Here is a 16,331-nt window from a genome sequence, read left to right as displayed (position 1 = left end):
TTCACGATGCTAACGCGGCGCCGGCAAAAAATCCGTCAAGGGGACTGAACCGGCACGAACCGCGCCGGCCCGCGGACGTTCAGCCGCCGGCGTCGGCGCCGCGTTCCAGCGCGCGCCGCACTTCCTCCAAGGCGCCCGGGTCGTCCAGGGTCGACAGGTCCCCCGGGTCGCGCTGCTCGGCCAGGGCCTGGATCGAGCGCCGCAACAGCTTGCCGGAACGCGTCTTGGGCAGGGCTGCGACCACGTACACCCGCGCCGGCCGCGCCACCGCGCCGAGTTGCTCGACCACACAGCGCTGCATGCCGGCCGCGGCCTCGCCCGCATCCTCGCCGCTGCCGCTCTTGAGGGTGGCGAACACCACCGGCATCTGGCCCTTGAGCTCGTCGTGCACGCCGATCACCGCCGCCTCGGCGACGCTGCCGTGGCTGGCCACCGATTCCTCGATCTCGCGCGTGCCCAGACGGTGCCCGGCGACGTTGATGACGTCGTCGGTGCGGCCGAGGATGAAGGTGTAGCCGTCCTCGTCGCGCACCGCCCAATCCAGCGAGCTGTACAGCAATTCCTTGAAGTGGCCGAAGTAGCTGGACAGAAAGCGCGCGTCGTCGTTCCAGACCGTGGTCATGCAGCCCGGCGGCAGCGGCGGCACGATCACCAGCACGCCCTTCTCGTGCGGGCCGACGTCGCGGCCGGTGGCTTCGTCGATCACCCGCAGGCGATAGCCCGGCGTGGGCAGGCCGGGCGAACCGAACTTGACCGGCTGCAGATCCAGCCCCGGCATCAGGGCCAGCACCGGCCAGCCGGTCTCGGTCTGCCAGTAGTTGTCGACGACGGTCTTGCCGATGCCGTCGGTGATCCAGTGCGCGGTCGGCTCGTCCAGCGGCTCGCCGGCCAGGAACAGCCATTGCAGCGCGGACAGATCGTGCCGCTTCAGCCAGGCCGGGTCTTGCTTCTTGAGCACGCGGATGCCGGTCGGCGAGGAAAACATGGTGCGCACGCGGTAGCGCTCGCAGATCCGCCACCAGATGCCCGGGTCGGGATTCGTCGGCAGGCCCTCGTACAGCACCGAGGTGGCGCCGGCGATGAGCGGACCGTAGACGTTGTAGGAATGGCCCACCGCCCAGCCGACGTCCGAGGTCGAGAACATGGTCTGGCCGGCGCGGATGTCGTAGATCGACCACATCGACAGCGCCAGCGCGACCGCGTAGCCGCCGACGTCGCGCTGCACGCCCTTGGGCTTGCCGGTGGTGCCGGAGGTGTAGAGCAGATAGCTGGGCTCGTTGGATTCCAGCCACTGCACCTCGACCTGCGCGCCCTCGTGGCGCGCGCGCAGGGTCGCGTAATCCAGATCGCGTCCGGCGACGACGCGGTGTTCCGGGTCGAGGCCGCGGCCGACCACCAGCACGTGCGGCGGCGGCTGCCGCGCTTGCTCGCAGGCGGCATCGACCAGCGGCTTGTAGGGAATGACTTTGCCGCCGCGCATGCCGGCGTCGGCGCAGATCAGCAGCTTGGGCGCGGTATCGTCGATGCGCAGGGCCAGGTTGTGCGCGGCGAAGCCGCCGAACACCACCGAATGCACCGCGCCGATGCGCGCGCAGGCGAGCATGGCGAACACCGCCTCGGCCATGTTCGGCATGTAGATCACCACGCGGTCGCCGCGGCCGACGCCGAGCGACTTCAGCACCGCGGCGAACGCGTTGACCTCGGCATGCAGCTCACGGTAGCTGAGTTCGCGGGTCTGGCCGGTCTCGCTGGAAATCGCGACCAGGGCGAGCTGGTCGCCGCGTTCGTCGAGATGACGGTCCAGGGCGTTGTAGCAGAGGTTGGTTTCGCCGCCGGCGAACCAGCGCCGGAACGGCGGCCGGTCGTATTCGAGGATCGCCTGCGGCGGCTTGTGCCAGTGGATCGCCTGCGCCTGCTCGGCCCAGAACGCCTCGGGTTGCTCGATCGAGCGGCGGTGGAAGTCCTGGTAACGCATGCGGCGGCCTCGCGCAGGGCGTAGCGGCGGATGCTGCCGAGGCTAGTGCAAGCCGAGGCGGCTTGCGTTACGACGATGGTCTAGGCGCGGGGAACGGCGGGGAGAGGAAGGCAACGACAACGGCACCCCCTGCCCCCTTCTCTCAGAGGAGCAACCGCCCAGATGGCGGGGCGACGCGGATAACAAAGGGATCGCAGAGAACGGCCGAAGGCCGCGCGAAAAACAGCGCCCCCTTCGAAAAGGGAGCCGGCGCCCGGCGCAAGCGCGACGTGGGGACGGCGACCGGAGCGCGAGGGATTGGCTCTCCTCCCGCGCTCCGGCCCGGCTCAGAACCGCGCGTCCAAGGTCAGGAACACTTGCCGCGGCGCGTTGGCGTGGAAGGCATAGGTCTTGCCCGGCGCATCGGACGCGCTGAACGCGGTCAGATTGCTGGCGGTGCGCTTGTCGGTCAGGTTGCTGCCGTGCAGGGCGATCGACCACTGCCGCAGCGGCCCCATCGCATCGAAGCTGTAGCGCAGGCTGGCGTCGAAGGTGGTCGCGCCGCCGAAACCGTTGTCGTTGGTATAGGTGTAGTAGCGCTTGCCGGTGTACTTGCCGCTCAGGCTGGCCAGCCACGGCCCCTGGCGCCAGCTGATCTCGCTCGACAGCATCGTGTCCGGCACGTCGACCACGCGCTTGTCGCGGGTCTGCACCGCCTTGCCGCCGTCGACGTAGTTGTCCTGATAGGTCGACTTGTTCCACGACAGCGCGTTGTACCACTCGAAGTGTTCGCTCGGTTTCCAGATGAAGACCAGCTCGCTGCCGACGCTGTCCACCGAGCCGACGTTGAAGAACTTGGTGATGCACTCCGGCCGGGTGCCGGCTTCGATGCTGGAGCAAGGGTTCAGCGACAGCAGGCGGTCGTCGAAACGCACCTTGTACACGCTCAACGAGGCCTGATAGGCCTGGCCGACGCGGCGGTAGCCGGCTTCGAAGGTCTTGGACGATTCCGGCTTCAACCCGGCCTTCTGCGCGTCGAACGCGGCCTGGTTGATCGCCAGCGGGCCACCGGCGCCGCCGCCGACGAAGGCGGCGACATTCTCGGTGTAGGCGGCGAACAGCTCGCCCTGGTTGTCGGCGAGGCGGTAGCCGACGCCGAACTGGGGCAGGAAGCGGTCGCGGGTTTGCAACTGGCCGGTCGCGTTCGGCACTTCCATCGCGCGCGGATCGACCTGGCGCGCGCGCATCACCACCTGGGTGCTCTTGGCGCCCAGGTCCAGGGTCAGGCGGTCGTCGAGCAGGCGGATGGTGTCCTGCAGATAAGCCTGACGGGTGTGGATGCGGTACTTCTGGAAGAACAGGCGACGGTCGGGGTCGTTGAGGAAGCGGTCGTCGTTGACCGGGCCGTCGATGAAGTAGAAGTTTCGCTGCACGTCGTGGTGGTTGCGTTCGTACCACACGCCGCCCTCGATGCGGTGCTGGCCGACTTCCCAGACCAGCGAGCTAATCGCGCCGTGGCGGTTGATGCCGTAATTGGTGCTGCGGATCGAGATCGGAATCGCCCTGGCGGTGTTCGGGTAGGAGTAATTGCCCGGCGACCACCAATGGCCCTGGCCGCGGTCGTCGTGGTAGTAGGCCTGGGCCTTCAGCGACAGGCCTTCGCCGAGGTTGAACTCGCCGGCCAGCGCGCCGAGGTGATCGGTGCGCAGCGCGCGGCTGGCGTAGTAGGCGTCGTCGATGGTCGCCGCCGGCGCGACGAAGGCGCAGCGCGGGTCGCCGGCACGGTGCTGATTGGCCGGCCACGGCCGCGGCGCGCAATAGGCGGCGGCCAGCGCGCGCTTCCAGTCCGGCTTGTACAGGTTCCAGTCCCAATCGGCGCCACGCGCCAGCAGCGCCTTGGACAGATAAGCGTAGTTGGCCTGGCTGGTGTCCGCGCTGGCGTAGTAAGCGCTGATCCGGTTGCCTTCGCCGAACTGATAGACGGCCTTGAGGTTGACCTGGTTCTGGTCCTGATTGTCGTGCGGGCGCGACCACATGTCGGCGCTGAGCAGCGAACCGGACAAGTACATCGAGAAGCCGCCGTGGTCGCCGGTGTCCACGCGCGCATAGGTGCGGCGGGTGCGGTCGCTGCCGAAGGTCTGCGCCAGGCGCAGGCCGAACTCGCTTTCCGGATCGGCCGAGTAGTACTGCAGGGTGCCGCCGAGATTGCTGGTCGAGGCGGTGCCGAGCGAGCCGATGCCGGCGGCGAGTTCGGCCCCGGCCAGGTTCTCGCCGATCAGGGCGCGGCTGATGCCCAGGCCGTTGTAGTTGCCGTAGCTGTTGTCGCCGAGCGGGATCCCGTCGAGGGTGTAGCCGAGCAGGCGCTGGCTGAAACCGCGCAGGCTGATGGTCTGCGATTCCTCGTTGGCGCCGTAGGCGTCGTTGGACTGCACCGAGATGCCCGGCAGCTTGTTGAGCACTTTCTGCGCGCTGCTGCCCGGCACCTTGCGCTCGATGTCGGCGAGCTTGACCCGCTGCACCTGGCGGGTTTCGCCCAGGCCGATCACCGATACCGCGTCCAGGGTGGTGGCGTCGGCAACGCCCGCATCGGCGTCGGCCGCGTCGGCATCCGCCGTCGCGGCGTAGGCCGGCAGCGTGGCCAGGGCAAGGCAGATGGCGGCCGACAAGGTCGGGGCGGCGAACACTCGGGTCATTGCGTGCGTCTCCGGGCGGCGTAGAGGGAATGCCGCGATGCAAAGCGCGCAGGGTGCCGGGCTTTGATGACGCGTTGATGGCGAAGCGTGCGCGCCGGCACGGTCCGCGACTGCGCCGCAGCGCTCATCGCTGAGCGGATGAACGGGCGGCCGGCCGAACCTGAGCCGGGGCTCTAACCCGATGGTGCTATTGGCCGCCCCGCGCGCCCGGCCCACCATCCGTCTCGGCGCCAGGAGGTGCCGCCGTTGCGTCGCGGCTGCGCGCCCCTCCCCCCGCGCCGCCCGGCCCCGTCCGCACCGACCTGGAGCCGTTTGCCTTGAGCGCGATTACCGCTGACACCGCCGCCGGCCCCGCCGGCGCCGAGACCACGACGCCCGCTACGGCGATGACCGCCGGACAGCGCCTGAAGTCGATCTTCTCCGGTTCGATCGGCAACCTGGTCGAGTACTACGACTGGTACGTGTACAGCGCGTTCTCGCTGTACTTCGCCCACGTGTTCTTCCCCAAGGGCGACAAGATCTCGCAGGCGCTCAATGCGGGCGCGATCTTCGCCGTCGGCTTTCTGATGCGACCGCTCGGCGGCTGGGTGTTCGGCCGCTACGCCGACCGCAACGGCCGCCGCGCCGCGCTGATGCTGTCGGTGCTGATGATGTGCGCCGGCTCGCTCATCATCACCTTCACCCCCGGCTACGAAACCATCGGCGTGCTGGCGCCGGTGCTGCTGGTGCTGGCGCGGCTGATGCAGGGCCTGAGCGTCGGCGGCGAATACGGCAGCTCGGCCACCTACCTCAGCGAAATGTCCTCGCGCGAGAACCGCGGCTTCTGGTCCAGCTTCCTCTACGTGACCCTGATCCTGGGCCAGTTGCTGGCGCTGTTGGTGCTGATCGTGCTGCAGCAGTTCGTGCTCGACGAGGAGCAGCTCAAGTCCTGGGGCTGGCGCATTCCGTTCGCGATCGGCGCGCTGGCCGCGGTCGTCGCCCTGTACCTGCGCCGCAACATGCAGGAGACCGAGTCCTTCGCCAAGCTCAAGGCCGGCGACACGCCAGCGCGCAAGGAAGGCTCGTTGCGCACGCTGATGCAGCATCCGCGCGCGGTGCTGACCGTGGTCGGCCTGACCATGGGCGGCACGCTGGCGTTCTACACCTACACCAACTACATGCTGAAGTTCCTCACCATCAGCACCGGCTTCGACAAGGAGACCGCGTCGCTGATCAACGCGGCCACCTTGTTCGTGTACATGCTGATGCAGCCGCTGGTGGGCGCGCTGTCGGACCGGATCGGCCGCCGCCCGCTGCTGATCGCCTTCGGCGTGCTCGGCGCGACCCTGACCGTGCCGGTGATGCACCTGATCCAGGGCGCGCAGACGCCGATGCAGGCGTTCTGGCTGATCATGATCCTGCTCAGCGCGGTCAGCGGCTACACCGCGATCAACGCGGTGGTGAAGGCCGAATTGTTCCCGGTCGAGATCCGCGCCCTCGGCGTCGGCCTGCCCTACGCGCTGACCGTGGCCCTGTTCGGCGGCACCGCCGAACCGGTCGCGCTGTGGTTCAAGAAGATCGGCATGGAGACCGGCTTCTTCTGGTACGTCAGCGCCTGCATCGCCTGCTCGCTGCTGGTCTACGTGCTGATGCCGGACACCCGCAAGCACTCGCACATCGACCGCGACTGATCGCTCATCGCCCCACCCGCTCCCGCTCCTTTCCGCCCCGCCCCTCTCCATCCGTCCCCGCCTGAGTACCCGCCATGAAAAAGTCCGGCTCGCGCTTCTATCTCTGGGTGCTCGGCGCCATCGTCCTCGGCGGCGTGGTCGGCCATTACTTCCCCGACTTCGCGGTCAAGCTCAAGCCGCTCGGCGACGGCTTCATCTCGCTGATCAAGATGCTGATCGCGCCGATCATCTTCCTGACCGTGGTGCTCGGCATCGCCGGCGTATCCGACGTGAAGAAGGTCGGACGGGTCGGGGTCAAGGCGATCGTCTACTTCGAAGTCGTCTCGACGATCGCCCTGGTGATCGGCCTGATCGTGGTCAATACGCTCAAGCCCGGCTCGGGCTTCAACGCCGACCCGGCCACGCTCGACGCCAGCGCGGTGGAGAAATACGCCAGTGCGGCCAAGGACCAGAGCACAGTCGACTTCCTGCTGCACATCATCCCCAAGACCTTCACCGACGCCTTCACCGGCAACGGCGACCTGCTGCAGGTGCTGCTGCTGGCGGTGCTGTTCGGCTTCGCCCTGCTGCACATGGGCAAGTCCGGCGAGAAGGTGATCGACCTGTTCGAGACCGTGTCCAAGGCGTTCTTCGGCATGATGGGCATGATCATGAAGCTGGCCCCGATCGGTGCCGGCGCGGCGATGGCCTTCACCATCGGCAAGTACGGGGTGGATTCGCTCGGTCCGCTGGCCCGGCTGATGGGCAGCTTCTACCTGACCTGCGCGGTGTTCATCCTGCTCGTGCTCGGCGCCATCGCCTACTTCACCGGCTTCAGCATCCTGCGCTTCATCCGCTACATCCGCGACGAACTGCTGCTGGTGCTGGGCACCTCGTCCTCGGAATCGGCGCTGGTGCCGCTGATGCGCAAGCTCGAGCGCCTGGGCTGCTCCAAGCCGGTGGTCGGCCTGGTGGTGCCCAGCGGCTACTCCTTCAACCTCGACGGCACCAACATCTACCTGACCATGGCGACGATCTTCATCGCCCAGGCGCTGAACGTCGAGCTGACCCTGACCCAGGAACTGACCCTGCTCGCAGTGGCGATGCTGACCTCCAAGGGCGCCTCGGGCGTCACCGGCGCCGGCTTCATCACCCTCGCCGCGACCCTGACCGTGGTGCCCGCGGTGCCGGTGGCCGGGCTGGCGCTGATCCTCGGCATCGACCGATTCATGAGCGAGGCGCGCGCGCTGACCAACTTCATCGGCAACGGCGTGGCCACGATCGTGGTCGCGCGCTGGGAGAACGAGCTGGACCGCGACCGTCTGCAGCGCGAGCTGCTCAACCCGCCCAGCGCGACCGACCTCGACGTCGACCTGCCTTCCGATCACCACGGTCCGCTGGCCGACAAGACCGCCTGATCGACCCCGGTCCGGTCGCCCCGGCCGGATCGCCCCGTTTGACTGCCCGCCGCCGGACGCCATGCGTCCGGCACGGCGCCCTGCGGCCAGGACGGCCCCTCGCCTATCGATGGAGCCCCATCCGATGCCGCGTTCCGCCCGCTACGCCCTCGCCTTGTCCGCCGCCGCGCTGGCCGCGGCCGCCCCGCTCGTCCAGGCCGCCGAACCCTGGTCGTTGGAAAACTGGCCGACCAAGCACGCTTTCGCCGACGGCACCGAGCTTTCCGCGACCGCCAACTGGGCCTACGACACGGTCGATTTCTCCGGCGACCGCGGCTACGGCAGCGCCGCGACCGCGTTGCGCGACAGCGGTCACTACCGCCGGCGCGAGTTCGGCATGAGCCTGAAGAAGAAGGACGTCTACGACTTCACCGCGGTCTACGACTTCGAATCCAAGCTCTGGCTCGACGTCGCCCTGCGCATGGAGACCAAGGCGCTGTTCGGCACCGACCTGGGCAGACTGCGCGTGGGTTACTTCAAGACCCCGGTCAGCATGGAGAGCGTGGCCGCCTCGCGCGCCGGCAGCCTGATGGAGTTGTCCGCGGCCTCGCAGGCGATCTATCAGGGCCGCCGCACCGGCGTGGAGTGGTCGCTGGAACGGCCGCGCTATGCGCTCAGCGCGGCCTACTTCTTCGGCCACGACCTGCAGGGCGACAACCCCGGCACCACCGCCGCCGGGCGCGCGGTGTGGACCCCGATCAAAGAGAAAGCGCGCGTGCTGCACCTGGGCATGACCGGCTCGGTCGAAGACCCGCACGGCTACCGCGACGGCCGCGGCGCGTATTTCGGCCCCGCGGCGCGCTTCCGCGCCCGCCCCGAAGCCGGTCTCACCGGCGTGCGCCTGGTCGACTCCGGCACCCTGCGCAACACCGACAAGATCGTGCGCAACGGCCTGGAAGCGCTGTGGATCGACGGCCCCTGGTCGGCCCAGGCCGAGTACCTGCACGCCACCGCGCAACGCGAGAACGGCGCGCGCGACTTCAGCGCCGACGGCTACTACCTCACCGGCAGTTGGGTGCTCACCGGCGAATCGCGTCCCTACAACGGCAACAACGTCGGCAACGTCAAGCCGGCCCATCGCTACGGCGCGGTCGAACTGCTGGCCCGCTACGGCGAACTCGACCTCGACGACGGCGGCATCGCCGGCGGCCGCCAGCGCGACCTGACCCTGGGCATGAACTGGTACCTGACCAGCCACTTCAAGTGCCAGGCCAACTACGTGCGCGTGAAGGCCGACAAGGGCCCGCTGTCTGCGGACCCGAGCATGCTGGAGATGCGGGCGCAGGTGCAGTTTTGAGATTCGGGATGGGGGATTCGGGATTGGCAAGAGCAGTGCGGGAGAGTTGGGTGATCTCGGGCGCGGGCGAGTAAGCTGACAGAATCGGCAAACCGCTTTGCGAATCCCGAATCCCGAATCTCCAATCCCGGCTCTACCGTGCTGAACCACCCCCGCCAACTCCGCAACGCCTTGTGGCTGATCCTGATCGTGGCCGGCGGACTGCTGTCGGCGTGGGTCGCCGGGCGGGTGGCGTACTCGCAAGCGCTGCTGCGCCAGGCGGGAGAAGCGCGGGCGTTGCTGGGGCAGCGGGCGCAGGTGATCGAGCAGCACATCGATCGCTATCGGATCATGCCGGCGGTGCTGTCGCTGGACCCGCAACTGCGCGCGACGCTCGCGAACCCGAACGACCGCACCCAGCGCCAGCGCGCCAACGAGCGTCTGGTCCAGCTCAATTTCGCCAACCGCACCAGCACGCTGACCCTGATCGACGCGGCCGGCATCGGCATCGCCGCCAGCAACTGGAACCTGGCCAACAGCAATGTCGGCCACTCCTATGCCTTCCGCCCGTATTTCCAGCGCGCGATGGCTCAAGGCGCGGGCGAGTTCTACGCCATCGGCGTCACCACCCACGTGCCCGGACACTTCATCGCCCGCGCCGTCCACGACGAGCGCGGCGGCGCGGTCGGCGCAGTCGCGGTCAAGGTCGAACTGGAGGACATCCGTTCGGACTGGAGCGAGCGCGGCGACCTGGTCCTGCTCAGCGACGCCAACGGCGTGGTGTTCCTCAGCGCGCATCCGCAATGGCGCTATCGCGTGCTCGCGCCGCAAACCCCGGCGCAGCAGCGCGAGTTGCGCCTCACCCGGCAGTACCAGGGCCAGCGCCTGCAAGCGGCCGCATTCCGGGTCCAGCGCGAGGTCGGCGAAGGCGCGCGGGTGGTGCGGCTGCGCGATCCTGCGATGCGCGAACCGATGCTGTGGCAGTCGCTGCACCTGCCGCGCGAGAACTGGACCCTGCACCTGCTGCGCGATACCACGCCGAGCCTGCGCACGGCCTGGATCGCGCGCCTGGTCGCCGCCGGCGCCTGGCTGCTGATGGTCTCGGTGGTGCTGCTGATCCTGCAGCGCAACCGCATCGCCGCGCTGCGGCTGCGCAGCCGGCAGGAACTGGAGAAGATGGTCGAGCTGCACGCCGAGGCGCTGCGCAACGCCGGCGACGGCGTGGTCCAGGCAGCGCAGGCCAGCCTCGGCGAAAGCCAGAGCCTGGAGCATCTGCCGCAGGGCATCAGCGTGGTCGACGCGCAACTGCGCCTGGTGGCCTGGAACCGGCGCTATGCCGAGCTGTTCCGCTACCCGCCGGAGCTGTTGCAGGTCGGCCGCCCGATCGAAGACCTGATCCGCTACAACGCCCGGCGCGGCCTGCTCGGCAACGAGCCCGAGGAGGCGATCCGGCGCCGGCTCGAACACCTGCAGCGCGGCCAGCCGTATCTGCACGAGCGCGAGCGCCCCGACGGCACGGTGATCGAGATCCGCGGCAATCCGATGCCCGACGGCGGCTTCGTCACCAGCTACGCCGACATCACCGCCTACAAGCAGGCCGCGCGCGATCTGCGCAGCCTCGCCGACAGCCTGGAGCGCGGCATCGAGCAGCGCACCCGCGACCTGCAGGCGGCCAAGGGCGAGGCCGAGCGCGCCAACCGCTACAAGACCCGTTTCGTCGCCGCGGCGGTGCACGACCTGCTGCAACCCTTGAACGCGGCGCGCATGTATCTGTCCTCGCTGCGCCGGCGGGTCGACCCGGACAGCCGCGAGCTGGCCGACCGCATCGAGGCCGCGCTGACCGCGCAGGACGACATCCTGTCCAGCCTGCTGGACATATCGCGGCTGGAGTCGGGCGCGCTGGAAGTGCGCCGCGGCGCCTTGCCGCTGGCGCGGGTGTTCGACGCGATCGAAGGCCAGTTCCGCATCCTCGCCGAATCGCACGGGCTGCGCCTGCATTGCATCGCCAGCAGCGCGATCGTCGACAGCGACGAAGTGCTGTTGCGCCGGATCGTGCAGAACTTCCTTTCCAATGCGCTGCAATTCACGCCGCGCGCGGGCCGCATCGTGCTCGGCGCGCGGCGCCTGCGCGACGGCGTGCGGATCGAGATCTGGGACACCGGCCCGGGCATCCCCGAGGCCAAGCGCGAACTGATCTTCGAAGAGTTCCAGCGCCTGGACGTCGGCGTGGAGGCGCCGGCGCGCGGCGCCGGCCTGGGGCTGGCGATCGTGCGCCGGGTCGCGCAGTTGCTCGATCACCGCATCGCCGTGCGCTCCTGGCCGGGACGCGGCAGCGTGTTTTCGGTCGAAGTGCCTTACGCGCGGCAAGCGCCGGCCGAGGCCGCGGCCATGCCGGCATCCGCGGCTGCGCCCGAGCCGAACTCGGCGTTGCACGGCCGCCGGGTCTGGGTGGTCGACGACGACCCGCATTCGCGCCAGGCCGCGCAGGGGTTGCTCGCCGACTGGGGCTGCGCGGTCGAGGCCGCGGGCAGTGCGGCCGAGGCCCGGGCCCGCGCGGTCGGGGCGCCCATGCCCGAGGTGCTGTTGCTCGATTACCGGCTCGGCGAAAGCACCGGCTTCGAACTGGCCGCGCAACTGGAGGCGCTGTGGCAGCGACTGCCGCCGGTGGTGCTGATGTCGGCCGACGCCGACCCCGGCTTGCGCCCGCGCGCGAGCGAGCGCGGCTGGCATTTCCTGCCCAAGCCGCTCAAGCCGGCGGCGCTGCGCGCGTTGGCGATGCGCTTGTTGGCGCGCGGGGAATGAAGCGGGTCGAGCGCGGCGCCAGAGGCCGGCCTCAGCGCAGCGCGTTGCCCTGATCGTGCAGGCCGCCGCTTTCCTCTTCCAGCGAAAGGCCCTTGACCAGCACCGCGGCCTGGGTGCGCGAGTGGCAGCCGAGTTTGCGCAGGATCGCGGTGACGTGGATCTTGACCGTGTTTTCGGCCAGCGACAGTTCGTAGGCGATCTGCTTGTTGAGCAGGCCGTCGGCCAGGCGCATCAGCACCCGCAACTGCTGCGGGGTCAACTGGGCCAGGCGGTCGGCGAGCTGGGCGTCGCCTTCGTCGCGCTCGGCCTGCAGCGGCGGAAACCAGACCTTGCCGGCCAGCACCGCGGTCACCGCTTCGCCGAGCACGCTGGCCGGGGCCGACTTGGGCACGAAGCCGGACGCGCCGAACTGCTGCGCGCGTCGGATCGTGCGCGGGTGCTCGTTGGAGGAGATGATCACCACCGGCAGTTCCGGCCGCTGGCCGCGCGCGAACACCAGCGAGGAAAAGCCCATCGCGCCCGGCATCATCAGGTCGAGCATGGCCAGGTCGAAGGCTTCGCCGCCGGCGACGGCCGCCTCCAGCGCGCTCTGGCTGGCCACTTCGACGATGCCCGCGCCGGGCAGCACTTCGCCCAGCGCATGCCGCAGCGCCGCCCGGAACATCGGGTGGTCGTCGGCGATCAACAGGCGCAGCGCGTCGCTCATGGGCGGTCCTGAAACACGGCGGAACCGATCCTACACGCTTCCTGCGCACTGCGGCGGCCGCTGCGGCGCGCCGAACGACGCCGCAATGCGGCGCCGGGCCGACGGCGGGGCGATCCGTCGAAACACGCCGCCGCCAAACGAAACGGGGCGGCCGAAGCCGCCCCGTTCCGGGTCTTGCGCGCAGCGCGGATCAGCCCAGCAGGTGGGCGACGCCGGCGCGCTCTTCTTCCAGCTCGGCCAGGGTCTTGTCCATCGCGGCGCGGCTGAACGCGTCGACGTCCAGGCCTTCGACGCGGGTGTATTCGCCGTTGGCGGTGATCACCGGCACGCCGTACATCACGCCTTCCGGAATGCCGTAGCTGCCGTCGGACGGCACGCCCATGGTCACCCACTCGCCGTGGCTGCCCAGCGCCCAGTCGCGCATGTGGTCGATGGCGGCGTTGGCGGCCGAGGCGGCCGAGGACAGGCCGCGCGCTTCGATGATCGCCGCGCCGCGCTTGCCGACCACCGGGATGAAGGTGTTGGCGTTCCAGTCGGCGTCGTTGATCTTGTCCTTCAGCGACTGGCCGCCGACGGTGGCGAAGCGATAGTCCGGGTACATGGTCGGGCTGTGGTTGCCCCACACCACCATGTTCTTGATGTCGGCGACGGCGACGCCGGCCTTGGCGGCCAGCTGCGACAGCGCGCGGTTGTGGTCCAGGCGCAGCATCGCGGTGAAGTTCTTGGCCGGCAGGTCCGGCGCCGACTTCATGGCGATGTAGGCGTTGGTGTTGGCCGGGTTGCCCACCACCAGCACCTTGACGTTGCGCGAGGCGACGTCGTTCAGGGCCTTGCCCTGCACGGTGAAGATCTCGGCGTTCTTCAGCAGCAGGTCCTTGCGCTCCATGCCCGGGCCGCGCGGCATCGCGCCGACCAGCAGGGCATAGTCGGCGTCCTTGAACGCGACCATGGGATCGTCGGTGCCGACCATGCCGGCCAGCAGCGGGAAGGCGCAGTCTTCCAGCTCCATCATCACGCCCTTGAGCGCGGCCTGGGCCTTCTCCAGCGGCAGTTCCAGCATCTGCAGGATGACCGGCTGGTCCTTGCCGAGCATTTCGCCGGAAGCGATGCGGAACAGCAGGGCATAGCCGATCTGGCCGGCAGCACCGGTAACGGCAACGCGGACGGGAGTCTTCATGGGGTGTTTCCTTCGCTATTGGATCGCAGATGGGATCGCAGGTTGAACGGATGCGGGCGCGCGGCCCGCGAACGGGAGGACGAAGCGTCCGCGCTTACAGGCGGTAGCCCAGCGGCTCCAGCCGCTGCTTGATCTCGTCCATGTTGTAGCCGTAGACGATGTCCTGGCCGACGATGGTCACCGGCACGCCGCGCGCGCCGACCGCGCTCATCGCGCGCTGGCCCTCGGGCGTGTCGATGTCGATGATGCGGTAGCGCACCTCGGCCAGCTCGAAGTCCTTGCGCAGCTTCTCGCAATAACCGCACCACTCCGCGGCGAGCATCACGATGCGCTTGTCGCCGGTGCTGCGGCGCGGGTCGTCCGGCTGCAGTTCGGCCGGACGCGAAGAGAACAGGCCGGCGAGGCTGCCGGACTTGAGCGCCTTGGCGCCGCCGATGCCGACGGCGGCCGCCAGAACGATCCAGAGCACGGTGGTGACACGCATGGGCTTCCTTTCTCCGGATCGTCTGGGTGGCCTGGAAATTCTTGCCGGGCTCAGGCGAGCTCGGCGAAGAATTCCTGGAAGCGCTGCAGGCCGGGGGCCAGCTGCGGGGTCGGACAGGTGTAGCTGATGCGCAGCGCGCGCGGCTCGCCGAACGCCGAACCGGGCACGCAGGCCACGCCCTTGGTTTCCAGCAGGGCGTTGCACAGGTCCATGTCGTTGCCGATCTTCAGGCCGCTGGGCTGGTGGGTCTTGCCGAAGGCGACGCTGATGTCCGGGAACACGTAGAACGCGCCCTGCGGACGCGGGCAGACCACGCCCGGGATCGCGTTCATCACCGCCATGACCTGGTCGCGCTTGGCCTGGAACTCGGCGCACTTCTGCGTCGGCACGTCCTGCGGACCGGACAGCGCGGCCACCGCGGCGGCGGTGACGATCTCCGGCACGTTGGTGATGTGGTTGGAGTTCATCGTGGTCACGGCCTGGGCGACCGATTCCGGCCCGGCCATGAAGCCCACGCGCCAACCCGGCATGCCGTAGGTCTTGGACAGCGAGTCGATGAAGATTACCCGGTCGCGCAGTTCCGGACGCGAGTGGACGAAGTTGTGGTAGCCCAGGCCGTCGAACACCATCCGGTTGTAGATGTCGTCGGTGATGATCCAGGTGTCCGGATGCTTGGCGACGACCGCGGCCAGCGCGTCGATTTCGTCCTTCGAATAGACCATGCCGGTCGGGTTCGAGGGATTGTTGAACAAGAACACCTTCGGCTTCTTCGCCAGCGCGGCGTCGAGCTGTTCCGGGGTGAGCTTGTAGTCCTGCGAGGCGGGGCAAGGCAGCAGGTCGATCTTGGCGTTGACGATCTCGGCGATGTCGAGATAGCTGGTCCAGTACGGCGTCGGGAACGCGATCGTGTCGCCTTCGTCGAGCAGCGCCTCGGCGATGTTGTAGATCACGTGCTTGGCGCCGATGCCGGTGGCGCAGTTGACCCGGCCGTAGCCGGTCAGGCCGATTTTGCCCATGTGCTCGATGAAGGCATCCAGCAGCGCGTCGGCACCGCGGTTGCTGCCGTATTGGCCGCTGTCTTTGGCGAGCGCTTCGCGCACCGCGGCGTAGACGTGCTCGCCGGGCAGGAAGTTGGGAACGCCGATCGAGAAGCTGATGATGTCGCGGCCTTCGGCCTTGAGCCGCTTGGCCTTTTCGGCAACCTGCATGATCGCGCTGGGCTTGGCGCGACCGATGCGCCGGGCGAGCTGGGGCATCGTAGAAACCTCGTGGGGTCGGGTACGTCGGGAGCGTGCGGGAGAGGTGCGCGACGGGGTTCCCGAAGGCTGCGAAACCGCCGGATCGAGCCGCAAAATGGTAGCACAGCGCTCGCCGGCGGCCGTGCGGCGCGATGCGCGCGGCGGCGTGCGCAACCGCGCCGATACGCGGCCGGGCCGGTGCCTGTGCCCGGCGTGGCGGACGGACCGGCGGCCGCGCGGCGTGGCCGGCGCCCGGCGCGAACGCAGGCGCGGCGGCCGGCGGCGGAAACCGCGGCCCGCAAACGCGAACGGCCCGGGATCGCTCCCGGGCCGTCGCCGGAACCGCGGCGGTTCGGCGCGAAGCCTTACGCCGACAGGATCTTGTTCCACTCGGCGACGCGGTCGGCCTTGGCGGCCAGCGCGGCGGCGGCGTCGCCTTCGATCTTGACCGACTTGATCTTGTCGCCCTGCTTGACCGCATCGACCACGTCCAGGCCTTCCACGACCTTGCCGAACACAGTGTGCTTGCCGTCCAGCCAATCGCAGACGATGTGGGTGATGAAGAACTGGCTGCCGTTGGTGCCCGGGCCGGCGTTGGCCATCGACAGCACGCCGCGCTGGTGGGTCAGGCCGTTGCGGGTTTCGTCCTCGAAGCGATAGCCCGGGCCGCCGGTGCCGGTGCCCTGCGGGCAGCCGCCCTGGATCATGAAGTTGGCGATGACGCGGTGGAAGTTCAGGCCGTCGTAGAAGCCGCGCTGGGCCAGGTTGACGAAGTTGGCGACGGTCAGCGGCGCCTTGTCGGCGGCGAGTTCCACGCGGATGGTGCCGCGGTCGGTGTCGAAGTTGGCGATCAGGCTCATGGTCCGGACTCGGTTCGGTGAGGGAGCCGCATAGC

General features: G+C 69.0%; 11 protein-coding genes. 4 read left to right on the top strand and 7 right to left on the bottom strand.

Going from position 1 to position 16,331, the window contains the following annotated elements:
* Positions 1–79: 79 nt before the first annotated feature.
* Positions 80–1,975, bottom strand: coding sequence for a propionate--CoA ligase (prpE, locus tag V2J18_RS05910; RefSeq protein ID WP_336131294.1), 1,896 nt, complete (start codon positions 1,973–1,975; stop codon positions 80–82).
* Between the two features lie 326 nt (positions 1,976–2,301).
* The gene (locus V2J18_RS05905) at positions 2,302–4,647 is read right to left on the bottom strand and encodes a TonB-dependent receptor (RefSeq protein WP_336131293.1); all 2,346 of its coding nucleotides are present in this window, start codon (positions 4,645–4,647) and stop codon (positions 2,302–2,304) included.
* Between the two features lie 317 nt (positions 4,648–4,964).
* On the opposite strand from V2J18_RS05905, the gene V2J18_RS05900 reads away from it, so the two are divergent.
* The 4 genes from V2J18_RS05900 (at position 4,965) to V2J18_RS05885 (ending at position 11,831) form a co-directional block, all read left to right on the top strand.
* Positions 4,965–6,317 (top strand): MFS transporter, encoded by a 1,353-nt coding sequence (locus tag V2J18_RS05900; RefSeq protein WP_261370107.1) that lies wholly within the window; start codon positions 4,965–4,967, stop codon positions 6,315–6,317.
* 74 nt (positions 6,318–6,391) lie between these two features.
* A complete protein-coding gene (locus tag V2J18_RS05895) occupies positions 6,392–7,714 on the top strand; it encodes a dicarboxylate/amino acid:cation symporter (protein ID WP_425605952.1) in 1,323 nt (440 codons plus the stop codon).
* Between the two features lie 124 nt (positions 7,715–7,838).
* Positions 7,839–9,050: an OprO/OprP family phosphate-selective porin gene (locus V2J18_RS05890; RefSeq protein ID WP_336131292.1), complete on the top strand. Its 1,212-nt coding sequence runs from the start codon at positions 7,839–7,841 to the stop codon at positions 9,048–9,050.
* 138 nt (positions 9,051–9,188) lie between these two features.
* Positions 9,189–11,831: a hybrid sensor histidine kinase/response regulator gene (locus tag V2J18_RS05885; RefSeq protein ID WP_336131291.1), complete on the top strand. Its 2,643-nt coding sequence runs from the start codon at positions 9,189–9,191 to the stop codon at positions 11,829–11,831.
* Between the two features lie 31 nt (positions 11,832–11,862).
* On the opposite strand, the gene V2J18_RS05880 is transcribed toward V2J18_RS05885, so the two are convergent.
* From V2J18_RS05880 to V2J18_RS05860, 5 genes are all read right to left on the bottom strand, one after another.
* The gene (locus V2J18_RS05880; protein WP_336131290.1) at positions 11,863–12,537 is read right to left on the bottom strand and encodes a LuxR C-terminal-related transcriptional regulator; all 675 of its coding nucleotides are present in this window, start codon (positions 12,535–12,537) and stop codon (positions 11,863–11,865) included.
* A 190-nt stretch (positions 12,538–12,727) separates the two neighbouring features.
* Complete coding sequence (locus tag V2J18_RS05875; protein WP_336131289.1) at positions 12,728–13,714, bottom strand: malate dehydrogenase; 987 nt, start codon at positions 13,712–13,714, stop codon at positions 12,728–12,730.
* A 94-nt stretch (positions 13,715–13,808) separates the two neighbouring features.
* The gene (locus tag V2J18_RS05870; RefSeq protein ID WP_064747929.1) at positions 13,809–14,198 is read right to left on the bottom strand and encodes a glutaredoxin family protein; all 390 of its coding nucleotides are present in this window, start codon (positions 14,196–14,198) and stop codon (positions 13,809–13,811) included.
* 50 nt (positions 14,199–14,248) lie between these two features.
* Positions 14,249–15,454, bottom strand: coding sequence for a pyridoxal phosphate-dependent aminotransferase (locus V2J18_RS05865; RefSeq protein ID WP_064747928.1), 1,206 nt, complete (start codon positions 15,452–15,454; stop codon positions 14,249–14,251).
* A gap of 347 nt (positions 15,455–15,801) precedes the next feature.
* Positions 15,802–16,296: a peptidylprolyl isomerase gene (locus V2J18_RS05860; protein ID WP_064747294.1), complete on the bottom strand. Its 495-nt coding sequence runs from the start codon at positions 16,294–16,296 to the stop codon at positions 15,802–15,804.
* Positions 16,297–16,331 lie beyond the last annotated feature (35 nt).

It is taken from the genome of Lysobacter firmicutimachus (assembly GCF_037027445.1).
GTDB classification, from domain to species: Bacteria; Pseudomonadota; Gammaproteobacteria; order Xanthomonadales; family Xanthomonadaceae; genus Lysobacter; species Lysobacter firmicutimachus.
This window is presented reverse-complemented; position numbering and strand designations above follow the sequence as displayed.